The organism is Mesorhizobium australicum (assembly GCF_900177325.1).
GTDB classification, from domain to species: Bacteria; Pseudomonadota; Alphaproteobacteria; order Rhizobiales; family Rhizobiaceae; genus Mesorhizobium_A; species Mesorhizobium_A australicum_A.
Genome location: NZ_FXBL01000004.1, coordinates 2,767,566 through 2,793,673, shown reverse-complemented (window position 1 = coordinate 2,793,673; position 26,108 = coordinate 2,767,566). Strand labels below are relative to the sequence as shown.

27 protein-coding genes and 1 tRNA gene are annotated in these 26,108 nt (G+C 65.8%); 11 read left to right on the top strand and 17 right to left on the bottom strand.

Features of this window, described 5'->3' with window-relative positions; all coding sequences use genetic code 11:
• A complete protein-coding gene (locus B9Z03_RS16260; RefSeq protein ID WP_085465165.1) occupies positions 1 to 693 on the bottom strand; it encodes a response regulator in 693 nt (230 codons plus the stop codon).
• Between the two features lie 24 nt (positions 694 to 717).
• The gene (locus B9Z03_RS16255; protein WP_085465164.1) at positions 718 to 1,269 is read right to left on the bottom strand and encodes a Spy/CpxP family protein refolding chaperone; all 552 of its coding nucleotides are present in this window, start codon (positions 1,267 to 1,269) and stop codon (positions 718 to 720) included.
• A 182-nt stretch (positions 1,270 to 1,451) separates the two neighbouring features.
• Between B9Z03_RS16255 and B9Z03_RS16250 the strand changes: the two genes are divergently transcribed.
• Positions 1,452 to 4,178, top strand: coding sequence for an ATP-dependent helicase (locus B9Z03_RS16250; protein ID WP_085465163.1), 2,727 nt, complete (start codon positions 1,452 to 1,454; stop codon positions 4,176 to 4,178).
• Between the two features lie 42 nt (positions 4,179 to 4,220).
• Here B9Z03_RS16250 and B9Z03_RS16245 read toward each other — a convergent pair whose 3' ends face one another.
• A complete protein-coding gene (locus B9Z03_RS16245; RefSeq protein ID WP_085465162.1) occupies positions 4,221 to 5,003 on the bottom strand; it encodes a hypothetical protein in 783 nt (260 codons plus the stop codon).
• Between the two features lie 405 nt (positions 5,004 to 5,408).
• The gene (locus B9Z03_RS16240) at positions 5,409 to 5,771 is read right to left on the bottom strand and encodes an endonuclease domain-containing protein (RefSeq protein ID WP_085465161.1); all 363 of its coding nucleotides are present in this window, start codon (positions 5,769 to 5,771) and stop codon (positions 5,409 to 5,411) included.
• Positions 5,772 to 6,105: 334 nt separating this feature from the next.
• Here B9Z03_RS16240 and arr point away from each other — a divergent pair, with 334 nt between their 5' ends.
• Positions 6,106 to 6,522 (top strand): NAD(+)--rifampin ADP-ribosyltransferase, encoded by a 417-nt coding sequence (gene arr / locus B9Z03_RS16235; protein WP_085465160.1) that lies wholly within the window; start codon positions 6,106 to 6,108, stop codon positions 6,520 to 6,522.
• A 172-nt stretch (positions 6,523 to 6,694) separates the two neighbouring features.
• Positions 6,695 to 7,543, top strand: a complete 849-nt coding sequence (locus B9Z03_RS16230; RefSeq protein ID WP_085465159.1) for an SDR family NAD(P)-dependent oxidoreductase — start codon at positions 6,695 to 6,697, stop codon at positions 7,541 to 7,543.
• 148 nt (positions 7,544 to 7,691) lie between these two features.
• Here B9Z03_RS16230 and B9Z03_RS16225 read toward each other — a convergent pair whose 3' ends face one another.
• The 5 genes from B9Z03_RS16225 to B9Z03_RS16205 form a co-directional block, all read right to left on the bottom strand.
• Entirely contained in the window at positions 7,692 to 8,459 is a 768-nt protein-coding gene (locus B9Z03_RS16225) for a L,D-transpeptidase (RefSeq protein ID WP_085465158.1), read from the bottom strand.
• 210 nt (positions 8,460 to 8,669) lie between these two features.
• Positions 8,670 to 10,040 (bottom strand): MFS transporter, encoded by a 1,371-nt coding sequence (locus B9Z03_RS16220; protein ID WP_244561759.1) that lies wholly within the window; start codon positions 10,038 to 10,040, stop codon positions 8,670 to 8,672.
• 284 nt (positions 10,041 to 10,324) lie between these two features.
• Positions 10,325 to 11,125, bottom strand: coding sequence for an FAD binding domain-containing protein (locus B9Z03_RS16215; RefSeq protein WP_085465156.1), 801 nt, complete (start codon positions 11,123 to 11,125; stop codon positions 10,325 to 10,327).
• Between the two features lie 127 nt (positions 11,126 to 11,252).
• Entirely contained in the window at positions 11,253 to 13,607 is a 2,355-nt protein-coding gene (locus tag B9Z03_RS16210) for a xanthine dehydrogenase family protein molybdopterin-binding subunit (protein ID WP_085465155.1), read from the bottom strand.
• 103 nt (positions 13,608 to 13,710) lie between these two features.
• Positions 13,711 to 14,205, bottom strand: a complete 495-nt coding sequence (locus B9Z03_RS16205; RefSeq protein WP_085465154.1) for a (2Fe-2S)-binding protein — start codon at positions 14,203 to 14,205, stop codon at positions 13,711 to 13,713.
• A gap of 260 nt (positions 14,206 to 14,465) precedes the next feature.
• Here B9Z03_RS16205 and B9Z03_RS16200 point away from each other — a divergent pair, with 260 nt between their 5' ends.
• Positions 14,466 to 15,635, top strand: a complete 1,170-nt coding sequence (locus tag B9Z03_RS16200) for an FIST N-terminal domain-containing protein (protein WP_432417037.1) — start codon at positions 14,466 to 14,468, stop codon at positions 15,633 to 15,635.
• Positions 15,635 to 16,975, top strand: a complete 1,341-nt coding sequence (locus B9Z03_RS16195; RefSeq protein WP_085465153.1) for an ATP-binding response regulator — start codon at positions 15,635 to 15,637, stop codon at positions 16,973 to 16,975. The genes B9Z03_RS16200 and B9Z03_RS16195 overlap by 1 nt, the downstream gene beginning before the upstream one ends.
• Positions 16,976 to 16,978: 3 nt before the next feature.
• On the opposite strand, the gene B9Z03_RS16190 is transcribed toward B9Z03_RS16195, so the two are convergent.
• Positions 16,979 to 17,680: a response regulator gene (locus B9Z03_RS16190; protein ID WP_085467696.1), complete on the bottom strand. Its 702-nt coding sequence runs from the start codon at positions 17,678 to 17,680 to the stop codon at positions 16,979 to 16,981.
• A 176-nt stretch (positions 17,681 to 17,856) separates the two neighbouring features.
• Positions 17,857 to 19,149 carry an NAD(P)/FAD-dependent oxidoreductase gene (locus B9Z03_RS16185; protein WP_085465152.1) on the bottom strand — a complete coding sequence of 431 codons (1,293 nt, stop codon included), beginning with the start codon at positions 19,147 to 19,149 and terminating at the stop codon, positions 17,857 to 17,859.
• 161 nt (positions 19,150 to 19,310) lie between these two features.
• Between B9Z03_RS16185 and B9Z03_RS16180 the strand changes: the two genes are divergently transcribed.
• Positions 19,311 to 19,595 (top strand): ArsR/SmtB family transcription factor, encoded by a 285-nt coding sequence (locus tag B9Z03_RS16180; protein WP_244561758.1) that lies wholly within the window; start codon positions 19,311 to 19,313, stop codon positions 19,593 to 19,595.
• A 7-nt stretch (positions 19,596 to 19,602) separates the two neighbouring features.
• Here the strand turns inward: B9Z03_RS16180 and B9Z03_RS16175 are convergent.
• Positions 19,603 to 19,677: transfer RNA gene (locus B9Z03_RS16175), tRNA-Thr, on the bottom strand.
• A gap of 45 nt (positions 19,678 to 19,722) precedes the next feature.
• Positions 19,723 to 20,127, bottom strand: a complete 405-nt coding sequence (locus B9Z03_RS16170) for a GFA family protein (RefSeq protein WP_085465150.1) — start codon at positions 20,125 to 20,127, stop codon at positions 19,723 to 19,725.
• Between the two features lie 88 nt (positions 20,128 to 20,215).
• Here B9Z03_RS16170 and B9Z03_RS16165 point away from each other — a divergent pair, with 88 nt between their 5' ends.
• Positions 20,216 to 20,992 carry an NAD kinase gene (locus tag B9Z03_RS16165; RefSeq protein WP_085465149.1) on the top strand — a complete coding sequence of 259 codons (777 nt, stop codon included), beginning with the start codon at positions 20,216 to 20,218 and terminating at the stop codon, positions 20,990 to 20,992.
• A 199-nt stretch (positions 20,993 to 21,191) separates the two neighbouring features.
• On the top strand, positions 21,192 to 22,778 hold the full coding sequence (locus B9Z03_RS16160; RefSeq protein ID WP_085465148.1) for a DEAD/DEAH box helicase: 1,587 nt from the start codon (positions 21,192 to 21,194) through the stop codon (positions 22,776 to 22,778).
• A 100-nt stretch (positions 22,779 to 22,878) separates the two neighbouring features.
• On the opposite strand, the gene B9Z03_RS16155 is transcribed toward B9Z03_RS16160, so the two are convergent.
• A complete protein-coding gene (locus tag B9Z03_RS16155; protein ID WP_432417003.1) occupies positions 22,879 to 23,238 on the bottom strand; it encodes a TfoX/Sxy family protein in 360 nt (119 codons plus the stop codon).
• A 55-nt stretch (positions 23,239 to 23,293) separates the two neighbouring features.
• Here B9Z03_RS16155 and B9Z03_RS16150 point away from each other — a divergent pair, with 55 nt between their 5' ends.
• Complete coding sequence (locus B9Z03_RS16150) at positions 23,294 to 23,791, top strand: GFA family protein (protein WP_085465146.1); 498 nt, start codon at positions 23,294 to 23,296, stop codon at positions 23,789 to 23,791.
• Positions 23,792 to 23,830: 39 nt separating this feature from the next.
• Here the strand turns inward: B9Z03_RS16150 and B9Z03_RS16145 are convergent, their stop codons facing one another.
• Together B9Z03_RS16145 and sufA are read right to left on the bottom strand one after the other, a co-directional pair.
• Complete coding sequence (locus B9Z03_RS16145; protein ID WP_085465145.1) at positions 23,831 to 24,091, bottom strand: DUF2171 domain-containing protein; 261 nt, start codon at positions 24,089 to 24,091, stop codon at positions 23,831 to 23,833.
• A 68-nt stretch (positions 24,092 to 24,159) separates the two neighbouring features.
• On the bottom strand, positions 24,160 to 24,543 hold the full coding sequence (sufA, locus tag B9Z03_RS16140) for a Fe-S cluster assembly scaffold SufA (RefSeq protein ID WP_085465144.1): 384 nt from the start codon (positions 24,541 to 24,543) through the stop codon (positions 24,160 to 24,162).
• A 139-nt stretch (positions 24,544 to 24,682) separates the two neighbouring features.
• Here sufA and B9Z03_RS16135 point away from each other — a divergent pair, with 139 nt between their 5' ends.
• Together B9Z03_RS16135 and B9Z03_RS16130 are read left to right on the top strand one after the other, a co-directional pair.
• A complete protein-coding gene (locus tag B9Z03_RS16135) occupies positions 24,683 to 24,988 on the top strand; it encodes a type II toxin-antitoxin system RelE/ParE family toxin (RefSeq protein WP_085465143.1) in 306 nt (101 codons plus the stop codon).
• Positions 24,981 to 25,271, top strand: coding sequence for an addiction module antidote protein (locus B9Z03_RS16130; RefSeq protein WP_085465142.1), 291 nt, complete (start codon positions 24,981 to 24,983; stop codon positions 25,269 to 25,271). The genes B9Z03_RS16135 and B9Z03_RS16130 overlap by 8 nt, the downstream gene beginning before the upstream one ends.
• Here B9Z03_RS16130 and B9Z03_RS30300 read toward each other — a convergent pair.
• Positions 25,268 to 25,972 (bottom strand): DUF930 domain-containing protein, encoded by a 705-nt coding sequence (locus tag B9Z03_RS30300; RefSeq protein ID WP_244561757.1) that lies wholly within the window; start codon positions 25,970 to 25,972, stop codon positions 25,268 to 25,270. The two genes, B9Z03_RS16130 and B9Z03_RS30300, sit on opposite strands and share 4 nt — an antisense overlap.
• Positions 25,973 to 26,108 lie beyond the last annotated feature (136 nt).

The window sequence follows — 26,108 nt, the reverse complement described above, 5'->3', positions numbered from 1 at the left end:
TCACGCATCGTCCTGGTAGCGCGCAAAGACGTAGCCCGCGCCGCGCACGGTGATCAGCCGGCGCGGATTCTTCGGGTCGGTCTCGATCGCGGCGCGGATGCGCGAGACGTGCACGTCGATCGAGCGGTCGAACGCCTCCAGCTCCTCGCCCTTCACCCTGTCCATCAGCTGTTCGCGCGACAGCGTGCGGCCGGCATTCTCGGCCAGCGCCACGAGCAGGTCGAACTGGTGGCTGGTCAGCGGCCGGTCCGCCCCGTCGATGCGCACGGCGCGCGAGCCAGGATCGATCTCCAGCCGGCCGAAACGCAGGATGCGCCGGTCCTCGGGCGCGGAACGCCGGCGCAGGATCGCCTTCAGCCGCGCCAGCAGCTCGCGCGGATTGAACGGCTTCGGCAGGTAGTCGTCCGCGCCCAGCTCCAGGCCGACGATCCGGTCCGTCTCCTCGCCCTTGGCGGTCAGCATGAGCACCGGCACGTCGGAAAAGGCGCGGATCTGCCGGCAGGCCTCGAAGCCGTCGATATCGGGCAGCATGACGTCGAGGATCACCGCGGCCGGAGGTCGCCGCCGCAGCGCCTCGACGCCCGCGCGGCCGCTGCCCGCGGTCGCGACGGAAAACCCGTTTCCGGACAGATATTCGCAAAGCATGGCGGCGAGGCGCGCATCATCGTCGACGATCAGAACCTCGTCCGCCATGTCTCATCCTCTCGTCCCGGCCGCTCACCAGCGGCCGCGACCCTCATGCCTGTCCTTCATTTCCTCGGCAAGCTTGGCGCGCTGCTCCGGCGTCAGCACCTCGGCCGCCTCGATGATCGCGGCCACCGCCTTCTTCGAGGCCTCGTCCACCTCGGCGATCCGCTTGGCGCGCAGCGCCTCGACCGCCGCCTTGTCGATGGTCGGCGCCGAAAGCAGCGTCGCCACCTCCTCGCGCATGCCGCGGAACTCGCGGCCCATCGGCCGCATCTCGGCGCGGGTCCGGTCGACGATCGCCCAGATCTTGTCCTGCTGCTCGTCGGTGGCGTCGATCTCGTCCATGATGCTTTCGAAGCGATGCTCGGCGAAACGCATGCCCATGTGGCCGCCAAATCCGCCCATCGGCCCCTTGCCGATCCCCTGCGCGATCGCAGCGCCCGCGCCGATGGCGATCAGTGCCGCGAGGCCGACGCCGACGACGAAGGTCAGGCCGGACGGCCCGCTGCGCTTCGGCTCGTTCGGATCGTGGTCGATCACCGGGCCTTCATAGCCGGCGTTCGAATTGTCCTGGTTGCTCATGTCCGTGCTCCTCTTGAATCTCGTCCAGCGACGCTGCTGGCATGGGGGCACATTAGGGTCCGGACATTTCCGCCGTTCGCGCCGAATGTAAAGAAGTGTAAAGTGGCGCCAGCGCGTGCGTCGCACGGCCTCGCACGCCCCTGTTCTGGCCTTTCGGTCCCGAATCACTACATTCGGAACAAATGGTGGACTACCCTGACGACGACATGCCCTTCTTCGACGCGCCGAGAGGCGGCGCTCCGGCGAAGCCTGCCGGCGGGCTTGCGGCCCGCGCCATGGCTGCGCGCGGCGGCCACGCGGCCGAGCCGGCCTATCTCAAGGGACTGAACCCGGAGCAGCGGCTGGCCGTCGAGACCACCGAGGGGCCCGTGCTGGTGCTCGCGGGCGCCGGCACCGGCAAGACGCGCGTGCTCACCACCCGCATCGCCCACATCCTGTCGCTGGGCCTCGCCTTTCCGTCGCAGATCCTCGCCGTCACCTTCACCAACAAGGCCGCGCGCGAGATGAAGCAGCGCATCGCGGTGCTGATCGGCGAAGGCTCGGCCGAGGGCATGCCCTGGCTCGGCACCTTCCACTCGATCGGCGTGAAAATCCTGCGCCGCCACGCCGAGCTCGCCGGCCTGAAATCCGGCTTCACCATTTTGGACACCGACGACGTCATCCGTCTCCTGAAGCAGCTCATCCAGGCCGAGAACCTCGACGACAAGCGCTGGCCCGCCCGCCAGTTCGCGCAGATGATCGACGGCTGGAAGAACAAGGGGCTTTCGCCGAAGGACATCCCCGAGGGCGACGCCCGCGCCTTTGCCAACGGCAAGGGCCGCGAGCTCTACGCCGCATACCAGGAGCGGCTGAAGAGCCTGAATGCCTGCGACTTCGGCGACCTCCTCCTCCACCCCATCCGCATCTTCCGCGACCACCCGGACGTGCTGGCCGACTACCACCGGCGGTTCAGATACATCCTCGTCGACGAATACCAGGACACCAACACCGCGCAGTACATGTGGCTCAGGCTCCTGGCGCAGCGGCCGGGCGGAGAGCGTTCTTCTCCCCGTTCACGGGGAGAAGATGCCGGTAGGCCGATGAGGGGCGGCGCAAACCCTGCCGAGCCTGGCGCCGGCCCCTCATCCGGTCCTTCGGACCACCTTCTCCCCGTGAACGGGGAGAAGGAAAGGCCCACCGTCAACATTTGCTGCGTCGGCGACGACGACCAGTCCATCTACGGCTGGCGCGGGGCGGAGGTCGACAACATCCTGCGCTTCGACAAGGATTTTCCCGGCGCCACCATCATCCGGCTGGAGCGGAACTACCGTTCCACCGCCCACATCCTGGGCGCCGCCTCGCATCTCATCGCCCACAACGAGGGGCGGCTGGGAAAAACGCTGTTCACCGACCATGCCGACCCGGACGACGCCCGCGTCCAGGTCCACGCCGCCTGGGATTCCGAGGAAGAGGCCCGCGCCGTCGGCGAGGAGATCGAGCAGGCGCAGCGCCGCGGCCACGCGTTGAACGACATGGCGATCCTCGTCCGCGCCTCCTTCCAGATGCGCGAGTTCGAGGACCGCTTCGTCACGCTCGGCCTCAACTACCGCGTCATCGGCGGCCCGCGCTTCTACGAGCGGCAGGAGATCCGCGATGCGATGGCCTATTTTCGCGTCGTCGCCCAAGGCGCCGACGACCTCGCCTTCGAGCGCATCGTCAATGTGCCGAAGCGCGGCCTGGGCGAGAGCGCCATCCGCCAGATCCACGACACCGCGCGCGCTCTGCGCGTCCCGATGCTGGAGGCCGCCGGCAAGCTCGCCGAGAGCGACGAGATGAAGCCGAAGCCGCGCGCGGCACTTCGCGAGATCTGCGCCAATTTCGGCCGCTGGCAGGAGGCGATCGAGACCACCGCCCACACCGAACTCGCCGAGCAGATTCTTGAGGAGAGCGGCTATATCGACATGTGGAAGGCCGACAAGTCGGCCGAGGCGCCCGGCCGGCTCGAAAACCTGAAGGAACTTATCCGCTCGATGGAGGACTACGAGTCGCTGCGCTCGTTCCTCGAGCATGTCGCGCTGGTCATGGACGCGGAGCAGAATGCCGAGCTCGACGCCGTCTCGATCATGACGCTGCACTCGGCCAAGGGCCTCGAATTCGAGACCGTCTTCCTGCCCGGCTGGGAGGAAGGCCTCTTCCCCCACCAGCGCGCGCTGGACGAAGGCGGCCGCACCGGCCTGGAGGAGGAGCGCCGGCTGGCCTATGTCGGGCTGACCCGCGCCAAGAAGAACCTGCACATCTGGTTCGTCTCCAACCGCCGCATCCACGGCCTGTGGCAATCCACCATCCCGTCGCGCTTCCTCGACGAGCTGCCGGAAGCCCATGTCGAGGTTGCGGATGCCGGCAACTCCTACGGCGGCTACTCCGCCCCCTATGGCGGCGGCGGCTTCGCGTCGGGCCGCGGCGGCGGCAATCAGGGTGGCGGCTTCGCCGGCCGGCAGAACCCCTACGGCGCCTCCCGCTTCGACAATGTCGGCGGCGGCTCCGGCGCGGGTGGCGGCACCGGCGGCTCCGGCGCCTTCTCCAACACCTACGCCACCCCCGGCTGGGCCCGCGCGCAACAGAACCGCACCGAAGCCACCGACCGCAACTGGGGCACCCGCTCCGGCCACGCCGTCGAACGCATCGGCTACGGCGAAACCGACTCCGGCTACGGCGCCGGCCGCGGCAGCGTCAAAGGCCGGACGATCGAAGGCGAGCTGGTGGCGAAGTCGGTGGCGACGGAACCGTCAAAGTTCCACGTCGGCGACCGGGTGTTCCACCAGAAGTTCGGGAACGGGAACATTGCTGCGATCGACGGGAACAAGCTGACGATCGATTTTGACAAGGCCGGGCAGAAACGGGTGCTGGACGGGTTTGTGAGCGAGGTGTGAAGGGTTAGATGCCATCGCCCTTTAGATAGGTATTTTGCTCCTTCATAAGACCGTCTTGGTGATTTTACGGACTCCTTCAATCAATTCGTCCACTTCAGCTTTTGTGGGGTCCGTTTGCTTTTTATGATCGCACTTATTCCTTAGGTCTCCGAGATGCTGGATAAACCGCCAGGTCGCAGTTTCTATCACGTCGGCAGATTTTAAGGCATCGTTCAAATCGGAAATGGCGGGCTCTTTCTTGCGCAGCGAAACATTATGACGCTCGCATACGGCAGTTAAATGACCTTCAAGAACAACACCAGCAATCGCCCCCGCCCCTCGCTGAAAGCCCTTTTTATTCAACTCTTCAGCTGCTTGTATTTCATCATCTAAAATATCCGCGTGAACTAATGTTTTGATATCGTAGAGCGTAGACCGAAATCGATTCAATAACCCGGCGATTATATTGAATTGCTGGTACATGGGCTGAACAGCTGAAGCCGGACCAGCGATAATGTCTCCATAATGCCTAATTGTCGTGCCTCGTAATGCATCACTTATTGTGTAATTAGAAAATAGTATTTCTTTTCTGACTCCCTTTGGAATGTAGTATCCACGAAAATCCTCTTCCCTTTCTGGGATTAGCTGTTTGACAAGAGCAAAAGCCTCGGAGTACCATTGTTGATAGGTCGAATGGAAATCCGGAAGACTTTTGAAATCTTCTTCTGGCAGATCACTCTTAGCTACCGACTCGGGGGTGTACATACGCTGCATTGCAAGCACCAGCTTCCCGCCCTGCTTTGCTAACCGCTCAATGTCCTTCTCATACCGCTCAAAGCCTGCCATTCTCCCCCCACTAAAAAGATTCACTTAAATCCGCATTTGCCTTCTAAGGTTTGAATAGGCTTTTCAACAAGAGCAAGTCACGAGTCCGCAGCAATCAACCGCTTTTCCAGCCTGATTGAGACTCCGAAAACAGTCCACTTACTTTCCGCAGAAAGGCACTGCGGCTGCAGGGTTCGCGCAAGCCGCCGCCCGCTATCTCCCCCCTGGAGGGGGAGAATGGATTTTCACGGTCTTAGCCGGAGCAGCCCGCAGGGGTGCGGAGGCTAAGTCGTAGAAAATCCAAGAGAGGGGGCGCGTCGCTGGAAGGATTGCGGCCCCAGACTCCCCCTCTCTTGCGAAATCTAGCACTTAGCTTCGCTAAGATGCTGATTTCGCTTTCTCCCCCTCAAGGGGGGAGATAGGCGCTCAGCCGTCGTGCCTTCTCGGCAGCGCCTCCGCCAGGATGGTGGCGCAGACGCCGTCGATGTTGCGCTCGACCTCGTCGTTCCAGAACCGCAGCGTCAGATAGCCGGCGGCCGCAAAGCGGTCGTCCCGCACCACGTCGCGCGTCGAGCCGGAATGCTGACCGCCGTCCACTTCGACGATCAGCCGCGCCTCGAAGCAGACGAAATCGACGATGACGCCGGCGATAACCTGCTGCCGCTTGAACTTCAGCCCTTCGAGCTGGCGGTTGCGCACCGCCTGCCACAGGATGTTCTCGGCCTTGGTCGCCTCGGCGCGCATCTGCCGCGCGAACTCCAGATGGCGTCTCGGAACCCGCTGCCCCATCTCCGGTCCCTCTCCCATCGCGAAAGTTAGCGAAGGCGGTCCGGCGCGTCTATCTCCCCCCTGGAGGGGGAGAAAGCAAATTCCTGGGCTTGGCAAAGCCAAGTCCTTGGAATTTGCAAGAGAGGGGGACGTCGCGCACAGAACCCCCTCACTTGCAATTTCTAACACTTAGCTTCGCTAAGATGTTGAAATTGCTTTCTCTCCCTCAAGGGGAGAGATTGCGCGCGCTTCCCCACCGCCCCACTTGACTTCTCCCCCACCCCACCTAACTCCACACCTCCCCGGCGTCACGCCGGCCTCCCGGCATCCTTTCATTTCAACCAGCGGAGTACCGATGTCAGCCACGCCCAGCATGTTTGCGCAGTCGTTCTTCCACGGCACCAAGGCCGACCTGGAGCCGGGAGGGCTGATCGTCGTCGGCCACGGATCGAACTTCACCGAAGTCGGGCCGCTGTCCTGGGTGTATTTTTCGGCGACGCTGGACGCCGCGGTCTGGGGCGCCGAGCTTGCGGCGGGAGACCGGCCGGAGCGGATCTATGTCGTGGAGCCGACCGGCCCGGTCGAGGACGATCCCAACCTGACCGACAAGAAATTTCCCGGCAATCCGACCATGTCCTACCGCTCGCGCGAGCCGCTGCGCATCGTTGGCGAAGTGACGAAGTGGCAGGGCCATCCGCCCGAGCGGCTTCGCGAGATGAAGGAGGGCCTCGCCCGCATGAAGGCCGAGGGCGGCGGCGAGATCATCGACTGACGCACGTCGCTGCTCAGGGCCGGACGACGAGTGCCCGATCGGCAGAGAAGGGTTCCGAGCCGCCCCGGCATCCGCGCCGGCCCGGGACCTGTTCCCCAGAGACCGAGACTCTTGCGAGACCGTCCCGCGTCGGAGCAATATACGTCCCGCCCCTCCCACAAGGACCCACCCCATGCCCAAGGCCGCTGACATCTTCGCCGCCGACCGCACCGCCGTCATCACGGGCGCCGCCAGCGGCATTGGGCTGGCCGCCGCGAAGGCCTTCGCGGCGCGCGGCATGAACGTCGTGCTGGCCGACCGCGCCAATGTCGACACGGCGGTGGAGGCCGTCGCGGCACTCGCCCCGCGCGGGGCGGCGGCCGTTCGCGGGGCGACGGTCGATGTCGCGAGCCCGGCCGAGCTCGGTGCCCTGTCCGACCTCGCCTACGATGCGTTCGGCGAGGTTTCCCTGCTGATGAACAATGCCGGCATCGGCGCCAATCCCGGCCAGCCGTGGGAGAACCTCGCAGCGTGGCGCACGCTGATCGACGTCAACTTCTGGGGCGTCGTCCATGGCGTCCAGGCGTTTGCGCCGCGCATGATCGCCTCGGCAAAGCCCGGCATGATCGTCAACACCGGCTCGAAGCAGGGCATCACCACGCCGCCCGGCAATCTCGCCTACAACGTCTCGAAATCGGCGCTCAAAACCTACACCGAGGGCCTGCAGCATGCGCTGCGCGAGGAGGTGGGCGAGCGCCTCAGCGCCCATCTCCTGATCCCCGGCTTCACCTTCACCGGCATCACGCAGGGCGCGCCGACCAAGCCGGCCGCCGCCTGGACGGGCGAGCAGGTGGTCGACTTCATGCTGGAAAGTCTCGCGCGTGGCGACTTCTACATCCTGTGCCCCGACAACGACGTCACGCGCGCGACCGACGAGCGCCGCATGGCCTGGGCGATCGGCGACATCATCGAGAACCGCCCCGCCCTGTCGCGCTGGCACCCGGACTTCAAGGACGCGTTCGAGCGCTTCATGAAGCAGTAGCCGGCACCCGGCCGCAGCCTGCGACGCGGGCTGGGGTGGTTGCAGTCCGGCCGCTTTTGTCACCATCTGTTTCGCCGGTCGAATTTCGCGACACGTCGTAGGAAGCGCGCCTGTCCTTCTTCCCGTGAACCGGGAGAAGCAAGCGCCGCTACAACGCCTCCGCGCCTTCCGGCACGCCGGAATCGATCGCCTCGGTCGTGGGTTTCGACGAACCCGCGCTGCCGGCGTTCGCGCCGAGATACATCGAGTGCCGCACATGCACCGTCGTCGGGCCGCTGACACGGGCGAAGAGGTCGATGATGTCCTGGTTGATGAAGCGCACGCAGCCCGAGGACGCGTTCTTGCCGATCGAGTCCCATTCCGGCGAGCCGTGCAGGCGGTACATCGTGTCCTGGCCGTTCTTGAACAGATAGAGCGCCCTCGCGCCCAGCGGGCTCTGCGGGCCGGGCGGCATGCCGTCGGCATATTTGGCCAGTTCCGGCCGGCGCTTGATCATCTCGGGCGGCGGCGTCCACACCGGCCAGGCCTTCTTGAACTGCACGGTCGCCGTGCCGGTCCAGTCGAACCCCGCCTTGCCGAGGCTGACCCCGTAGCGGATCGCCTTGCGGTCCGGCAGGACGAAATAGAGGAAGTGCGTCGAGGTATCGACGACGATCGTGCCCGGCTTCTCGAAGGTCGGGTCGATGACGATCTGGCGGATAAAACGCTTGTTGAGTTTTTCGACCGGGATCGCCGGCAGCCTGTGGCCGGCATCCACCCGCGCAGCATACATCTGCGCCGGGCTGCCGAACTCCGGCAGTGCCGCGGTCTGCGCCATCGCCCGCAGCGTCGGCGACAGCGCGGCCGCCCCCGCCGTCGCGGCGCCCAGGAAGACGCGCCGGTTGATGCGCCCCGAAACAAGCGGAAAATCTGCCATCGTTCCCCCTCGAACCATCACCTCGCCGCGCCTCGCGCCGGCGACCTTACGTTGCGATAACAGATTCCGAAATCGGCAGGAACAAGGCGGCGTTGAATGGCCGATCACCGACCGCCCCTGGGCGGGGCCCGCTGCCTGCGGCAGCTCCCGCCCGTTCGAGCCCTTTCGTCATGCCACCGGCATGACGAATTCGCGACGCGAACCGGGCTCTCACCTCGCCGCCCGGAAGGCGCCGAGCCGCGACAGCGAAACGACCGCCGCCAGCAGCGCCAGCCCCGACGCCAGCGCCAGCGCCCACGTCGCGCCCGCAATCCCGACCTGCGCCATCATCAGCCCGACGAGCGCGGCGCCCACCGTCTGGCCGGCGAGGCGCGCGGTTGAAAGCATGCCGCTGGCGGCGCCCGAGCGCCGGCGCGGGGCGGCGCCGATCAGCACCTTGTTGTTGGGCGACTGGAACATGCCGAAGCCGACGCCGCACAGCGCCATGCGCCAGGCGATGTCCAGCGCCTCGGGCTTTTCAGGCAGCAGCGCAAGCGCCGCGAGCCCGCCTGCCAGCAGCACGAGGCCGATGCCGCCGAGGATCGCCGGCGAGTGGCGGTCCGACAGCCGGCCCGCCACAGGCGCCGACACCGCGAGCGCCAGCGGCCAGGGCATCATCAGCAGCCCCACCTCGTGCGGCGAGAAGCCGAAGGTCGACTGCAGCACGAACGGCAGCGACACGAAGGCGAGCATCTGCGCCATGAAGGAGACGATCGAGGTCGCGATCGACAGGCTGAACACCGGCAGGCGCAGCAGGTCGAGCGGCACCAGCGGGTCGGTCGTGCCGAGTTCGCGCCGCACCAGCAGGATGCCGAGCACCACCAGCGCGACGCTCTCTGCCGCCACCAGTCCGAGCGGCAGCTCGTGGCCGACACTGTCGATCACCAGGATCGCCAGCGCGATGGTCGCAGCGCTCAGCAGCGCGCTCAGCCAGTCGAAGCGGCGCGCGGTGCGGTCGCTGTCCGGCAGGCTGAAGAAGCCGATGAGCGCGCCGGCTATCCCCAGCGGCACGTTGATGGCGAAGAGCCACGGCCAGCTCGCGAAGGTCAGCACGAAGCCCGCCAGCGTCGGTCCGAGCGTCGCGGCGGCGGCCACCACGAGGGCGTTCAGGCCGATCGCCGAGCCGAACTTCGCGCTCGGCATGGTGTAGCGCAGCAGCGCCGCGTTGACGCTCATCATCGCGGACGCGCCGAAGCCCTGCACCACCCGCGCGGTGGTCAGCTCGGCCAGCGTGCCGGCGAAGCAGCAGGCGAGCGAGGCAAGCGTGAACACGACCACGCCGGCAAACTGGACACGACGATAGCCATAGATCTCGCCGAGCGAGGCGAAGGGCAGCAGCGTCACGACGATGGCCAGCTGGTAGCCGTTGACGATCCAGATCGTCACCGCCGGACTGGTGTTCAGGTCGGCCGAGATGGTCGGCAGCGCGACATTGGCGATGGTGCTGTCGAGCACGGCCAGCGTGACGGTGAGCAGCACCGCGGCCCAGGCCCAGTAGCGCCTCGGCACCTCCAGGCCGTCGGCGGCCTGCGCTGTGTCCACTCGTGCGTCCAAGGGCTTGCTCCGGATTCCATCGCCCGCGAAAGGCTCCGCGGACGCCCGTTCCGTCGCAAGGTTCGGCGGGCGCCGATGCCGACAGCGCGGAAGGAAAAAAAGCCGCCGCGTCATCAGGCGCAGCCGGCCAGTTCTTTTCAGGATAGGGCGCCAGGCCGGCCCGGGAAAGGGGGCGCGCGACGGATATGCTTGGTCCAGTTGCCCTGGAAGCCGTGCTTCCAAAAGCACAAGGGGGCCGAGCGGCCCCCTTGCACGTCGCGGCAGGAAAGCCCCTACCCGTTCGCCTTGGCGACCGCGCGCTTGGCCATCACGGTGACCAGGCTGGAGCGGTATTCGGCCGATGCATGCATGTCCGACATCAGGCTCGACGCCGGGATCGCCAGCCCGTCGAGCGCGGCCGGGTCGAAGGACTTGGCAAGTGCGGCCTCCATGCCCTTGGCGCGGAAGACGCCGTCGTCGCCCGCACCCGTCACCGCCACGCGCACGCCGTCCTTGCCCTTGGCCACGAACACGCCGACGATCGCATAGCGCGAGGCCGGGTTGCGGAATTTTTCGTAGCCCGCCTTGGCGGGTGCTGTGAACGACACGCCGGTGACGATCTCGCCGTCCTTCAGCGCGGTCTCGAACAGGCCAGTGAAGAACTTGTCCGCCGGCACCTCGCGCTTGTTGGTGATGATCGTGGCGCCGAGCGCCAGCATAGCGGCCGGATAGTCGGCGGCCGGGTCGTTGTTGGCGATCGAGCCGCCGATCGTGCCCTTGTGGCGCACATGCGGGTCGCCGATGTGGCTCGCCAGATAGCTGAGCGCCGGGCACACCGCCTTGAGCTTGGCATCCGTCGCCACTTCTGCATGCGTGGTCGCTCCGCCGATGGTCACGGTCTTGCCCGAGACCTTGATCCCCTTCATCTCGGTGATGTGGGCGAGATCGACGAGGTCCGAAGGGGCCGCGAGGCGCGACTTCATCGCCGGGATCAGCGTCATACCGCCCGAGACGTATTTCGCGTCCTCGCCCTTCTTCTGCTGCTTCACGGCGTCGGCGACGGAGGAGGCGCGGTGGTAGTTGAGTGAATACATGGTCGTGTCTCCGACAAGGAGTGAATGGTGAATGGTAAACGGTGAATGGACATCTCTGGGGAAGAAGTCGGCCGGATCAGTCGGCGGCCGGACCATTCACCATTTTGCCATTCACCATTCACCGCCCTCAGTGCTTCTTGGCCGCGCGGATCGCCGCCCACACCTTCTGGGGCGTCGCCGGCATGGTCAGGTCGTTGGTGCCGATCGCGTCGGTGATCGCGTTGATCACCGCAGGCGGCGAGCCGATCGCGCCGGCCTCGCCGCAGCCCTTGATGCCAAGCGGGTTGCCCGGGCACGGCGTGATCTGGTGCGAGACCTGGAAGGACGGCAGGTCGTCGGCGCGCGGCATGGCGTAGTCCATGTAGCTCGCGGTGACGAGCTGGCCCGACGTGCCGTCATAGGACGCGCCTTCGAGCAGCGCCTGGCCGACGCCTTGCGCGATGCCGCCATGCACCTGGCCCTCCACGATCATCGGGTTGATGATGTTGCCGAAGTCGTCGGCCGCGACGAACTGGACGATCTCTGTCACGCCCGTCTCGGGATCGATCTCGACCTCGCAGATGTAGCAGCCGGCCGGGAAGGTGAAGTTGGACGGATCGTAGAACGCGCCCTCCTTCAGGCCCGGCTCCATGCCGCCCGGCAGGTTGTGCGCGGTGTAGGCGGCCAGCGCCACCTGGAACCACGGCACGTTCTTGTCGGTGCCGGCCACCTTGGCGACGCCGTTCTCGATGACGATGTCGCCCTCGTCTGCTTCCATCAGGTGGGCGGCGATCTTCTTGGCCTTCTTCTCCACCTTGTCGAGCGCCTTGACGATGGCCGACATGCCGACGGCGCCGGAGCGCGAGCCGTAGGTGCCCATGCCCATCTGCACCTTGTCGGTGTCGCCGTGCACGACCGAAACCTGCTCGATCGGCAGGCCGAAGCGGTCGGACACAAGCTGGGCGAAGGTCGTCTCATGGCCCTGGCCGTGGCTGTGCGAACCGGTCAGGATCTCGACTGTGCCGACCGCGTTGACGCGCACCTCGGCGGATTCCCACAGGCCGACGCCCGCGCCGAGCGAGCCGACCGCCGCCGACGGCGCGATGCCGCAGGCCTCGATGTAGTTCGACATGCCGATGCCGCGCAGCTTGCCCTTCTTCGCGGCCGCGGCGCGGCGCTTTTCGAAGCCGGCATAATCGGCCGCCTTCATCGCCGCCTCGAGCGAGGCCGCGTAGTCGCCCGCGTCGTAGCACATGATCACGGGCGTCTGGTGCGGGAACGAGGTGATGAAGTTCTTGCGGCGAAGTTCGGCCGGCGAGACGCCAAGTTCGCGTGCCGCCGTCTCCACCGTGCGTTCGAGCAGGTAGGTCGCCTCGGGCCGCCCTGCCCCGCGATAGGCGTCGACGGGCGCGGTGTTCGTATATACGGCGCGGACGTTCGCATGGATGGCGGGGATGTTGTACTGCCCCGACAGCAGCGTGGCGTAGAGGTAGGTCGGCACCGACGACGAGAACAGCGACATGTAGGCGCCGAAATTGGCGATGGTGTCGACCTTGAGGCCGATCATCCTGTTGTCCTTGTCGAACGCCATTTGCACTTCGGACACATGGTCTCGGCCGTGTGCGTCGGTCAGGAAGCTCTCGGTGCGGTCCGCCACCCATTTGACCGGAACGTTGGTCTTCTTCGACGCCCACAGGCAGACGATTTCCTCCGGATAGATGAAGATCTTCGAGCCGAAGCCGCCGCCGACATCCGGCGCGATGACCCGCAGCTTGTTCTCGGGCGCGACATTGTAGAACGCGCTCATCACCAGCCGCGCGACATGCGGGTTCTGCGAGGTTGTCCAGCAGGTATAGTGGTCCTCGGCGCGGTCGTAGTGGCCGAGAGCGGCGCGCGGCTCCATCGCATTTGGCACAAGGCGGTTGTTGACGATGTGCATCCTGGTGATGTGCGCCGCCTTGGACAGGGCTTCGTCCGTCGCCTTGGCGTCGCCGAGCTCCCAGTCGTAGATCAGGTTGCCCTCGGCTTCCGGGTGAAGCTGCGGCGCACCCTTCTTCAGAGCGTCGACTGCCTCCGTCACCGCCTTCAGTTCCTTGTAGGTCACTTCGACCGCCTCGGCCGCGTCGCGGGCCTGGCCCTTGGTGTCGGCGACCACGATCGCGACCGCATCGCCGACATAACGCACGCGGTCCACGGCCAGCGGCGACCAGGCGCCCATCTTCATCGGCGTGCCGTCTTTCGAATGGACCATCCAGCCGCAGATCAGGTTGCCGATGCCGTCGGACTTCAGTTCCCTCCCGACCAGCACGTCGATCACGCCCGGCATGGCCTTGGCCTTCTTGACGTCGATCTTCTTGATCTCGGCATGCGCGTGGGGGCTGCGCACGAATGCGGCGTGCTTCATGCCGGGCACCACCATGTCGTCGACATAGCGGCCCGCGCCAGTGATGAACCGGCGGTCTTCCTTGCGCGCAACGCGTGCGCCGATGCCTTCGATACCCATCAGAATCCTCCCTCAGTCGGTGAATGGTGAATGGAAAATCGTGAATGGCGCGGTCGAGGCCTCACGGCAGTCGACCATTCACCATTCGCTATTCACCATCGACCTAAGCGGCCTTCGCCTTGCCCTTGCCCTTCGACATCGTCTTCGATGCTGCGAGCACCGCCTTGACGATGTTGTGATAGCCCGTGCAGCGGCAGATATTGCCCTCGAGCTCGGCGCGCACCGTGGCCTCGTCGAGGCCCTCCGGATGGCGGCGGATCATGTCGGTCGCCGACATGATCATGCCTGGCGTGCAGAAGCCGCATTGCAGGCCGTGATGCTCCTTGAACGCCGCCTGCACCGGATGCAGTTCGGCGCCGTTGGCGAGCCCCTCGATCGTGACCACCTCGGACCCGGACGCCTGCGCCGCAAGCATCGTGCACGACTTCACCGCCTTGCCGTCGACATGGACGACGCAGGCGCCGCACTGCGACGTGTCGCAGCCGACATGGGTGCCCGTGAGCCCCAGATGCTCGCGCAGGAAATGAACGAGCAGCGTGCGATCCTCGACGCTGCCAGACACTTTTCGGCCGTTCACGACCAGCGAAACGTCAGACATGAAACCTCCCTTTGGACGAGCCGCCACGAAACCTCCCCGTGTCGGCCGGATCGGAAAGCGACGGTCGAAGCCCGTTCTGCGCCTTCCAAATCACACAAGTCGAGAATGCTATTCGACCCGGTGTGCGTATATTGTACTTTCGGTCAGCGCCCGGCAATCGCGCCATTGCCAAGCCCGCCGATTGTGTCGAATATGGCGGCCGCCGCTCCGGCAACGGACACGACATTCGAGCGAACAAGGCTTCTTCGGGAGGAACGCCGCTGGCTCTGTCGAGAACACATTACGGCTGCGGAGTCGTCGCGCTGTCGACCGACTCCCCGGAGGCCGATCTGTTCGCGCACGACATCGGCGGCGAGGCGCAGGCCATGGGCGCCGCCTTCGCGCTGATCTTCTTCTCCCAGGCCCTGATCGATCCGGACCAGCTCGCCGCCGCGCTGAGGCGCCACGCGCCGTGGCTGTCCTATGCGGCCTGTTCGACCGCGGGCGAGATCACGCCGGAAGGTCTGGAGGAAGGCCAGGCGGTGGCGATCCTGCTGCCGGCCGCCTCCTTCAGCGTCGACGCGATCATGATCCGCGATCTCGCGACCGCCGGCATGAGCGACATCACCGTCCAGGTCGAGATGCTGAAGCGGGTGCGGCGCGAGCGCGACGAGTTCGCCCGGCGCCTCGACGCCTTCGCGCTCTGCTTCATCGACGGCATGTCGTTCGCCGAGGAGGCGGTCACCTCGGCGTTGCACTGGGGCCTGGACAACATCCCGCTGATCGGCGGCTCGGCCGGCGACGACATGAAGTTCGAAACCACGACGCTGATCCTGAACGGTGTTGTCGCGCATGACTGCGCGATCGTCGCGCTGGTCGCGACGGACCTCCCCTTCCACGTCTTCAAGTCGGAGAACTTCGTGCCGACCGGCGAAAAGCTGGTGGTGACCGCGTCCGACCCCGACAGGCGGATCGTCAAGGAGTTCAACGCAGCGGGCGCGGCCGACGAGTTCGCTGCGGCGATCGGCATCGACGCCGGCTCGCTGTCGCCGATGAGCTTCGCCTCGCACCCGGTCGTGGTGCGCGTCGGCGGCGAATATTACTGCCGCTCGATCCAGAAGGTGAATGCCGACGGATCCCTCACCTTCTTCTGCGCGATCGACGACGGCATCGTGCTGACCATCGCCCAGCCCACCGGCATGGTCGAATCGACGCGCGAGGCGCTGCGGCACGTCGGCGAGCGGCTGGGCGGCATCGACATGGTGCTCGGCTTCGACTGCGTGCTGCGCCGCCTCGACGCCCGCAACCGGCAGGTCTTCCGCGAGATGTCGGAGCTCTACCGCGCCAACAACGTCATCGGCTTCGGCACCTATGGCGAGCAGTACCGCTCGATGCATCTGAACCAGACCTTCACCGGCATCGCCTTCGGACACAGGCTGGCGGCCGAGTGATGAGCATTTCCGGAATTGACGATGTCGAACGGCTCAGGCGCATCAACCAGGCGCTGATCAGCCGCGTCGAGCGCTCGATGGACCAGCAGGGCAACGCGTTCTCGCTGTTCCAGACCGCGATCAACCTCGAAGGCCGCGTGCGCCAGCACACGGAGGAACTGCGCGGCGCGCTGCGGCGGCTGGAGCAGTCCAACATCGACCTCGTCGCGGCCAAGGAGAACGCCGAGCGCGCCAACTTCTCCAAGACGCGCTTCCTCGCCGCCGCTAGCCACGACGTGCTCCAGCCACTCAACGCCGCCCACCTGTCGGTCTCCGCGCTGTCGGAGCTGCAGACCACCATTGAGGGCAAGCAGCTGGTGGCGCAGGTCGAGCGGGCGCTGGAGACGATGGACGACCTGCTGCGCACCCTGCTCGACATATCGAAGCTCGACGCGGGCGTGGTACGGGCCGAGATCGGCGACGTGGCCTTGCAGCCGCTGTTCCAGTCGCTCGAATCGGACTTCAGTCCCGTCGCGGCCCAGCGCGGGCTCGACCTGCGCTTCCTCCCGACCGACGCCGTCATCCGTACCGACCGGTCGATGTTCCGGCGCATCCTCCAGAACGTCATCTCCAACGCGCTGCGCTACACCGAGCAAGGCGGCGTGCTCGTCGGTGCGCGTCGGCGCGGCAACCGGGTGCTGGTCAACGTGGTCGACACCGGCACCGGCATTCCGCCCGACCAGTACGAGGCCGTCTACGAGGAGTTCCACCGCGGGGCGAACGCGCTCGAGGGCGACCGCGCCGGCATGGGCGCCGGCCTGGGCCTCGGCCTGTCGATCGTGCGCCGGCTGGTGAACGCGCTTTCGCACGAGATCTCGTTCACCTCGCGGCTCGGCAGGGGAACCGTCTTCCGCGTCCTCGCGACGGCCTCAACGATGCCGTACCACAACGGCCGCGCGGACGCCCCGCCCGCCCCTCCCCGCGGCTACGGGCTCTATGGCACAAGGGTCCTGGTGGTCGAGAACGACCAGTCGGTGCGCGAGGCGATGGCCGCGCTGCTGTCGCGCTGGAGCTGCCAGGTGAAGGTGGCGTCGAACCGCAACGGCGCGCTCGGCTGCCTCGACGACGGGTGGCGGCCCGACCTCATCATCGCCGACCAGCATCTCGACCATGGCGACCTCGGCTCGCAGACCATCCGTCACCTGCGGATCAAGGCAGCGCGCTCGATCCCCGCGCTACTCGTCACCGCCGACCCGTCGGGCATGCTGGCCTCGGAAGCCCGCCGTTCCGGCATCGAGCTGATGCACAAGCCGGTGAAGCCGGCGGAGCTGCGCGCGCTGATGGCGCACCTTCTGGCGTAGGTCTCAGGTCCCGGTGTCCGCGTCGCGGAACAGCTCAGCCTGGTCGAGGCGCGACACTTCGATCACCGCCTGCGTGCGGCTGTAGACGTGCAGCTTGCGCAGGATCTCCGAGACATGCGCCTTGACCGTCGTCTCGCCGACCTGCAGCTCATAGGCGATCTGCTTGTTGAGCAGGCCCTGCCGCAGCATGTTGAGCACCCGCATCTGCTGCGGCGTCAGCGTCGCCAACCTGCGGATCAGGTCAGACCGGTCCTCGTCGCGCGCCGCGCCCGGCTGCGGCTGGTAGGACTGCGGCACATAGACCGCGCCCTCCATCACGTCGCGGATCGCCGAGGCGAGGTCCGCCTTGCGGCTGGATTTGGGGATGAAGCCCGCCGCGCCGTAGGACAGCGCCTGCGAGATGATGCGGCTGTCCTCGTGGCCGGAGACGATGACGACCGGCAGGCGCGGATGGCTGGTCCTGATCTGCAGCAGCCCGTCGAACCCCTGCACGCCCGGTATGTTGAGGTCGAGCAGCGCCAGGTCGAACGGCGCGCCGCCCTTCAGCGTATCGAGCGCCTCGGCCACCGTCGTCGCCTCGATCGTCTCCACCTTGGGATAGGCCATGCTGACCGCGCTGTGCAGCGCCTCGCGGAACAAGGGATGGTCGTCGATGATCAGGAAGCGCGCCGTCGTGTCGGTCGCGAATGTCGGACGGGTTTCCATCGTCGTCATCCCCTGGCACCCGGCGGCCCGGACCACCGGTTTGCCGCAGTGTCGACCCGGCGCCGACTCGTCGCAACTGTCAAATAGTGCAAACGACGGAAATGGAAACCAGCGCAATCACGGCGCGGCCGAACCGCCGCGCCGCCAAGCGCCCGCACTTGCGGGGCCGAGCCGGCTTACTCCGCCGGCTCGATATGGATCGCCTTGAGCTTCTTGATGCCGAGCATGTCGAGCGCAAGGCCCTCGTAGAACGTCTCGCTCTTGCCCTGCCTCACCTTGTGCAGGAAATACTTCTCGAACCCAACCTTGGCCGCGTGGACCCACTTGCCTTGCGAAGACCAGTTGACGTTCCGTGGCGGGATCTGCGGCTGCGCGACAAAGGCGATGCCCTCGTCGCCGAAATCAGCCAGGCACACCGCATTCCAGGTCGCGACCGCCTTCGGCTCCTCGCCGCGCAGCAGCGAGGCGATGTTCTCGGCCGTCGCCGTGACCATCGATTCGATCATGAAACCGGTCTTCGGCACGCCCACCGGCAGCGGCGTTTTTCCGACCGGCGGGATGGCGACACAGACGCCGATCGAGAAGACATTCGGATAAGCCGTATTGCGCTGGTGCTTGTCGATCGTGACGAAGCCGCGCGGATTGACGAGCCCCTCGATGCCCGCGACCGCGGAGACGCCGCGGAAGGCGGGCAGCATCATCGAATAGGCGAAGGGCAGATCGTGCCTGGCCTTCAGGGAGCCGTCCTCGTTCACCTCCTCGACATGCATCAGCCCTTCGTCGACAGATGCCACCTTGGCGTTGGTGATCCACTTGATGTGCCGCTCGCGCATGGCGCTTTCGAGCAGCGACTTGGTGTCGCCGACCCCGTCCAGCCCGAGATGGCCGACATAGGGCTCGGGCGTGACGAAGGTCATCGGCACCTGGTCGCGCATCTTCGCCCGGCGCAGGGCGGTGTCGAGGATAAAGGCGAATTCGTAGGCCGGGCCGTAGCAGGACGCGCCCTGGACCGCACCGACGACGATGGGCCCGGGCTTCTTCAGCAGCTGGTCGAATTTCGGCTTCGCGGCCAGCGCATGATCTATATGGCAGACCGACTGGGTGTATCCGGCCGGACCGAGGCCCGGCACTTCGTCGAAGGCGAGCTCCGGCCCGGTGGCGATGATCAGGTAATCGTAGTCGACGAACGATCCGTCATTCAGCTCGACGCGATTCTCTTTCGGATGGACCTTGCGGGCGCCTTCGGGGCGAAGCGCGATGCCGCGTCGGGCAAACACCTTCGTAAGATCGACCGAAATGTCCTCCCGGTCGCGCCATCCGACCGCGACCCAGGGATTTGACGGAACAAACGAATAGGTCGCGCCGAGATTGATCACCGAGAGGCTGTCGCCGGGACGCAGCTTCTCCCGCATCTCATAAGCCATTATGGTTCCGCCCAGCCCGGCGCCGAAAACGACGATATGTGACATCGATTTCCTCCAATCATGCCGCTTGTGTTCTTGTTGACGATTTCCGCGGCGTGTTCCTTGATCCTGCGCAATTCCGGCTTCGAGTCTCGCCCTTGGACAACCGGCCTGGATTGCGTCTAACATTCAAACATCATAAATTCAATATTATGAATGTAGAGAGAATGATCCCGGCTTCCGGGCAGGCGGCGGACCTGCTGAGGAGCCTGTCTCACCCGCAGCGGCTGCTGATTCTATGCGCTCTCGGGCGGGACGAACGCACCGTCGCCGAGCTGCGCGAACAGCTCGCGATCGAGCAGGTGCCGATGTCGCAGCAATTGATGCGCCTGCGCGCCGACGGCCTGGTCGAGGCGCGCCGCGTCGGCACGACGGTGTTCTACAGGATCACCCGCGCGGAAGTGCTGACCGTGGTGGAAGCGCTGCACGCGGCGTTCTGTCCGCCGGACTGAGATGATCTGGTGCCCCCGGCAGGGATTGAACCCGCGACCTTCGGTTTACAAAACCGCTGCTCTACCGCTGAGCTACAAGGGCACGCGGCTGCGTTAGCAAATTTCCTCGCGGGAGAAAACAACGAAGTCACTGCGTGTCGAATGCCTCTGCGCAGGCGATGTCGGGCAGCCAGGGCAGCGCCGAGCGGTGCCAGAACTGGCATCGCGGCGTCAGTTCCCGCCGCTGGCGGATCGTGCCCGCCCTGATGCCGAAGATGCGTGGCCCCTCGCCCGCCGAGGTCGCGTAGAGCGGCGAGCCGCAGTCGCGGCAGAAGGCCTGGATTCGAACGCGCCCGCTTTCGGCCGTCTTGAGATATTGCGCCGGCTCGCCGCGCAGCAGGCGGAAATCCTGCTCGCGGGCCGGCGCCGTGATCCGGAAGGCCGTGCCGGAGAGCACCTGGCAGTCGGTGCAATGGCAGATCCGCACCTGCGCCGGGTCGATCTCGGCCTCATAGGCGATCGCGCCGCAATGGCATGAACCGTCGATCTTCATCCCGTCCTCCTTCGGCGCGATCCGGCCTGCCTCGCTTTGCATGGATGATCTGGCATGCTACGCGAAAAATCGAGGAGCCTGCCGCCGCATGTCCACATCCCAACTCGACAGCTTCGCCTTCGTTGCCGCCGACACGCCCGGCGCAAAGGAATCGGCCGCGCGGCTGGCGGCACTTTACGGGCAGGCGGACCTCGCCGAGGCGACGGTCGTCGTGGCGCTCGGCGGCGACGGCTTCATGCTGCAGACGCTGCGCGACACGATGAGCTCGGGCAAGCGCGTCTACGGCATGAACCGCGGCACGGTGGGCTTCCTGATGAACGAATATGCCGAGGACAATCTGCGCGAACGCGTCGCCGCCGCGATCGCCGAAACGATCCGTCCGCTGGAGATGCAGGCGGTGGAGGAAAACGGAGAGATTCGCACCGCGCTGGCGATCAACGAGGTCTCGCTCTTCCGCCAGTCCTACCAGGCGGCGAAGCTGCGCATCCTCGTCGACGGACGCGAGCAGCTGGAGGATCTGATCTGCGACGGCGTGATGGTGGCGACGCCCGCCGGTTCCACCGCCTACAACCTGTCGGCGCACGGCCCCATCCTGCCGCTCGACGCCCCCCTGCTCGCGCTCACCCCCGTCAGCCCGTTTAGGCCGCGGCGCTGGCGCGGCGCACTGCTGCCCAACAGGTCGGTGGTCCGCTTCGAGGTTCTCGAGATCGACAAGCGCCCGGTCAACGCGGTGGCGGACAATGTCGAGGTGAAGTCGGTCGCGAGCGTCACCGTGCGCGAGGCGCCCGACACGACGGCGACGATCCTGTTCGACGCCAGCCATTCATGGGACGACCGCATCCTCGCCGAGCAGTTCCGCTACTGAGAAGCGCCGCCGTTAGGGTAAATCGCCGAAAATTCAGCCATATGCTTGAATTGGAACGCTGAAGCCGCCCGATTCTGTTGACATTTGCTGCGTCGCAACGTAACCGCATTGCTGATCCAAGGACGGCGGGCATCCCGCAAGTCCGGCCCGCGAGCAGCCAACAGGCCCTCGCCACCCGAAGCCGAAGACAACCGACACCGTGTCATCAGACAACCAGACCGCGCAAGAAGCGCTTACCTTTGCAGACCTCGGTCTTTCGCCAAAGGTCCTTTCCGCCGTCACAGACGCCGGATACACCAAGCCGACGCCGATCCAGGCCGGCGCCATTCCCCACGCCCTCCAGGGCAAGGACATCCTCGGCATTGCCCAGACGGGCACCGGCAAGACCGCCGCCTTCGTGCTGCCGATGATTACCCGGCTTGAAAAGGGCCGCGCCCGCGCCCGCATGCCGCGCACGCTGATCCTCGAGCCGACGCGCGAACTCGCCGCGCAGGTGGAAGAGAACTTCGTCAAATACGGCAAGAACCACAAGCTCAACATCGCGCTTCTCATTGGCGGCGTCTCGTTCGACGAGCAGGAGAAGAAGCTGGAGCGTGGTGCCGACGTGTTGATCGCGACGCCCGGACGGCTGCTCGACCATCGCGAGCGTGGCAAGCTGCTTCTGACCGGCGTGGAAATCCTCGTCATCGACGAGGCCGACCGCATGCTCGACATGGGCTTCATCCCGGACATCGAGCGCATCTGCGAGATGATCCCCTTCACCCGCCAGACGCTGTTCTTCTCGGCCACGATGCCGCCGGAAATCACCAAGCTGACGGAAAAATTCCTGCAGGCGCCGGTGCGCGTCGAGGTCGCGAAGGCCGCCACGACCGCCGCGACCGTGACCCAGCGCCTGGTCAAGTCCGGCAGCAAGGCCTGGGACAAACGGGAGACGCTGCGGCGGATCATCCGCGAGGAAGAGCCGGAGATCAAGAACGCGATCATCTTCTGCAATCGCAAGGTCGACGTCGCCGAACTCTACCGTTCGCTGACGCGCCATGAGTTCGACGCCGGCGCGCTGCATGGCGACATGGACCAGCGGGCCCGGATGGCGATGCTCGCGGCCTTCCGCGAAGGCAAGCTGAAGCTGCTCGTCGCCTCCGACGTCGCCGCGCGCGGGCTCGACATCCCCGACGTCAGCCACGTCTTCAACTACGACATCCCGATCCATTCGGAAGACTATGTCCATCGTATCGGCCGCACAGGCCGCGCCGGTCGCTCGGGAAAGGCGTTCACCATCGTCACCAAGGCCGACCAGAAATATCTCGACGCGATCGAGAAGCTGACCGGCCAGAAGCTCGAATGGCATGACGGCGACTTGTCGACCGTCGTGGCGTCGGCCGAAGACGATTCGCCCCGTCGCTCGCGCGGCGGCAAGCCGGAGCGCGCGAGCCGTTCGCGCACGGGCGAGAAGCGCGAACGCGGCCGCAGCGGCAAGCTGCCGAGCGAGCCGGCGCGGATGGAGAAATACGTTCCGGACGAAGCGATGGAGACGGCCCCCGTCGCCGAGATGCCGGGCGCGGCGATGCCGGGTGCAGCCCGCGCTGAAAGATCCGAACCGGCTCCCAGGCCGCGCGAGGAGCACAAGCCGCAACCGGCCCGCAACGACAACCGCCCTCGCCGGGACGAGGAACACCGCCCCCGCAGGGAGGATCGCCCGCGTCGCCGCGACGACGATCTGGACGACGGCACGATCGGCTTCGGCGACGACATGCCTGCCTTCATGAAGGTGTCGGCGAAGGTCTAAAGCATGTCTCCCGAAAGTGGGAACCGGTTTCGGGACAAAGACATGCGTGGAATCAAGAACCTAAAGCGCAAGGAGCGAATCTGAAAGATCGCGACGCGCTTTAGGCCCTCGCCGCGGCGCGGCGCGCCGCCTCGATCGCCTTGCGCGCCCACAGCGTCATCTCGTCGGGATCGTCCATGGCGCTGTCCGGGGCGGTCCAGTAGGGCATCGCCACCGTCTTGCCGTGGCGCGTGCCGACATATTGCCAGCGCTGCATTCCCGCCGCCTCGTAATCGTCCGCCACCTCCTCGTCGCCCTTGAGCATCAGTTGGTCGCGCAGCACGACCGCGAAGATGATGCCGTCGCGATAGATGCCCAGCCCGCCGAACATGCGCCGGAACGTGATCGGCTCGACGCCTTCGAAGAGATCCCGCAGATGGTCGTGGTCCATCCGCTCATGATGGCCGAGTCCGCTTGCCATGTCACGGACAGCCGCTACCTCTGTCGAGGAGAGTCAGGCTGAAAGGAGCGCGGCGATGCCGATGACATTGAAAGGCTCGTGCAGATGCGGGGCCGTCTCGTTCGAGGTCGACAGCCACACGCCGGTTCCCTACCAGCGCTGCTATTGCTCGATCTGTCGCAAGCAGCAGGGCGGCGGAGGCTATGCGATCAATCTCGGCGCGCTGTCGAAGACGCTGAAGATAAGGGGCACACGCCGTCTCGGCCTCTACAGGGCCGAGATCGAGGACGACGAGCATCCGCATTGCGAGGTCTCGACGGGAGAGCGTCGGTTCTGCCGCTCTTGCGGTTCCGCGCTCTGGCTTTACGACCCGACCTGGCCGGACCTGGTGCACCCCTTTGCCTCGGCCATCGACAGCGAACTGCCGGCGCCGACATCGAGCGTGCACCTGATGCTCAAATACAAAGCCAGCTGGGTCGAGCCGGACATCCGCAAGGGCGACGTGAGCTTCGAACTCTATCCGGAGGAATCGATCGCCGACTGGCACCGGCGGAACGGAGAATGGATCGATTGAGGCCGGAGGGCTGGTTGGCCCCGCATTCTGGTGAGGGCGTCAGGTGGCAGAGCCGCCGCCTGCCTCCTCTTCGAAGGTGACCGCGACGTCGGCATTGGCCGACAGCCGCACCTTGCCATCCTCGATGTCGGCGACGAGCGCCAGCGGGACATAGTGATGATGGCCCTTGTGAGAGCCCATGCCGCTGTCGGCTTTCGTCAGCTTGATGCGGTTTCCCTCGACATGGTCGACCGTGCCGACATGTACCCCGTCTGCGCCGATGACCTCGGCATGTTCCCTGATGCTGCTGATGTCTGCCATGGCCGTCTCCTTCATTGTCGACAGCAACGTCCCCGCGCGCGATTGGATGCACGCGGCCGGAAATACAATCAGGCCGCGTTGGCGCGGGCTTCGGCGAGCGCCTTGAGGTCGGCCGGCTTGAGTTCCACCGATTCGCCGCAGCCGCAGGCCGAGCTCTGGTTCGGATTGCGGAAGGTGAAGCCGGTGCGCAGGGTCGTCACCTCGAAGTCCATCTCCGTGCCGAGCAGATAGAGTGCGGCCTCCGGCGCGACCCAGACATCGGCGCCGGCGCGCTCGATATGGTCGTCCTTGGCATTGGGCTCGGTCACGAGGTCGACCGTATATTCCATGCCCGCGCAGCCGCCCTTCTTGACCCCGACGCGCACGCCCCTGGCGTTGTCGCGCGACGAAACGATCTCCTTGACGCGCTCCGCCGCGGCGTCGGTCATGGTCATGATAGCAAAACGGCCCATCGGTCTTTCTCCATTGCCGCGGGTTCAAGGCCCGGGGGAATGACATCATGTAACATAAATGATGGCGAAACACCTAGTTCGCAAGGGGCTGGTAAAGGCGTGGAATTGACAATCTGTAATATTTAAATCACAGATTGGCATGCCCGTGCTGAAACAGACGGAAACGTTCAGGAAGTGGGAACGTCGCCTGAAAGACGGACGCGCCAAGGCTCTGATCGCGGCGAGACTTTTGCGTCTGGTCAATGGGCTCGAAGGCGACGTCTCTCCGGTAGGCGGCGGGGTCAGCGAGCTGAGAATTCACCACGGCCCAGGCTACAGGCTGTATTTCCAGCGGCGGGGTTCGGAGATCGTCGTGCTGCTTTGCGGCGGCGACAAGAGCACGCAGGACGCAGATATCAGGCTGGCTCGGCGCCTGGCTTCGGAATGGACGGAAAGCGATGAGTGAGAAAATCTACGACCTCGATCTGGCCGATCTCCTGACCTCGGACGAAGCGGTGGAGGTCTTTCTGGCGGATGCCTTCGAAACCGGAAACGCGTCCCATATCGCCGCCGCCCTCGGCGTGGTTGCGCGAGCGAAGGGAATGACCGAAATCGCCCGCAAGACCGGGCTGGCCCGCGAGCAGCTCTACAAGTCGCTGAGCGAGACCGGCAATCCGACGCTCGAAACCACGCTGGCCGTCCTGAAGGCGATCGGTTTCGAACTCACCGGCAAGCGGCACGCGGCCTAGTCATCGTCATCGGCTTTCTCGGGGAGACCATATGCCTCCCATTCCGAGCGTGGAATCGGGGCCCCCACCGAATAGGCGAAGGAGACGACCGTGTCGTTCCGAACATCGCACTCGAAACGGAGCCGGTACCAGCTGCCCGCGCTGAGGAATGCGCCTCCGTCGGCGACGATCGAACCGCCACGGATCCTGAGGCTTTTCGTGGCATAGGCGATCACCGTTTCAGGGAGGAGTTCGTCCTTCCAGGCGTGCACCTGTTCCATCGCCTCGATGCCGCAAAGCTGCACGGCGCGCTCATCCGCTGCCATCGATCCCAATTCGCGTCTTGCGGCGCGGCTGCGAGGGTTCGCCAGAACACTCTGCGACAGCATTCTTTCGGCCCGTACCATCGGCGGCTGGACCCTCGCGAGAGGCGCCTCCAGCGGGGCGCGGGGAACTGCCGCTTCGAGGGTCGGGCCGCTCGGGCCGGGCCGAGTCGCGGCATCCGCTCCGTCCGGCGCCAAGGAGGACGCCGGCGCCTCCTCTGGCAGTGTCCGCGGCGGCGGAGCGACGATCTCGACCGAGACGGATGTTTCAGTGTCCGGAGGAGCCTGCGGCCGGGGCGTGACGAAGAACAGCAGGGCGATGGCCGCCAGGTGCAGCGCCAGGGATGCAAGGGGGCTGCGCCAGTCGCCCTGGTTCTCCCGCAGGACCGCCGCCTGCATAGGTCAAGAACGGATCTGCATGTCGCGCCGACACGCACTGCACGGTACCGACGAACGGTGCGCGCGAGCCGACGGGCAATTGAGACGTGATCGACCGTCCTGCTTCATCCCGCCAGATCGGACATCGACAACGGCC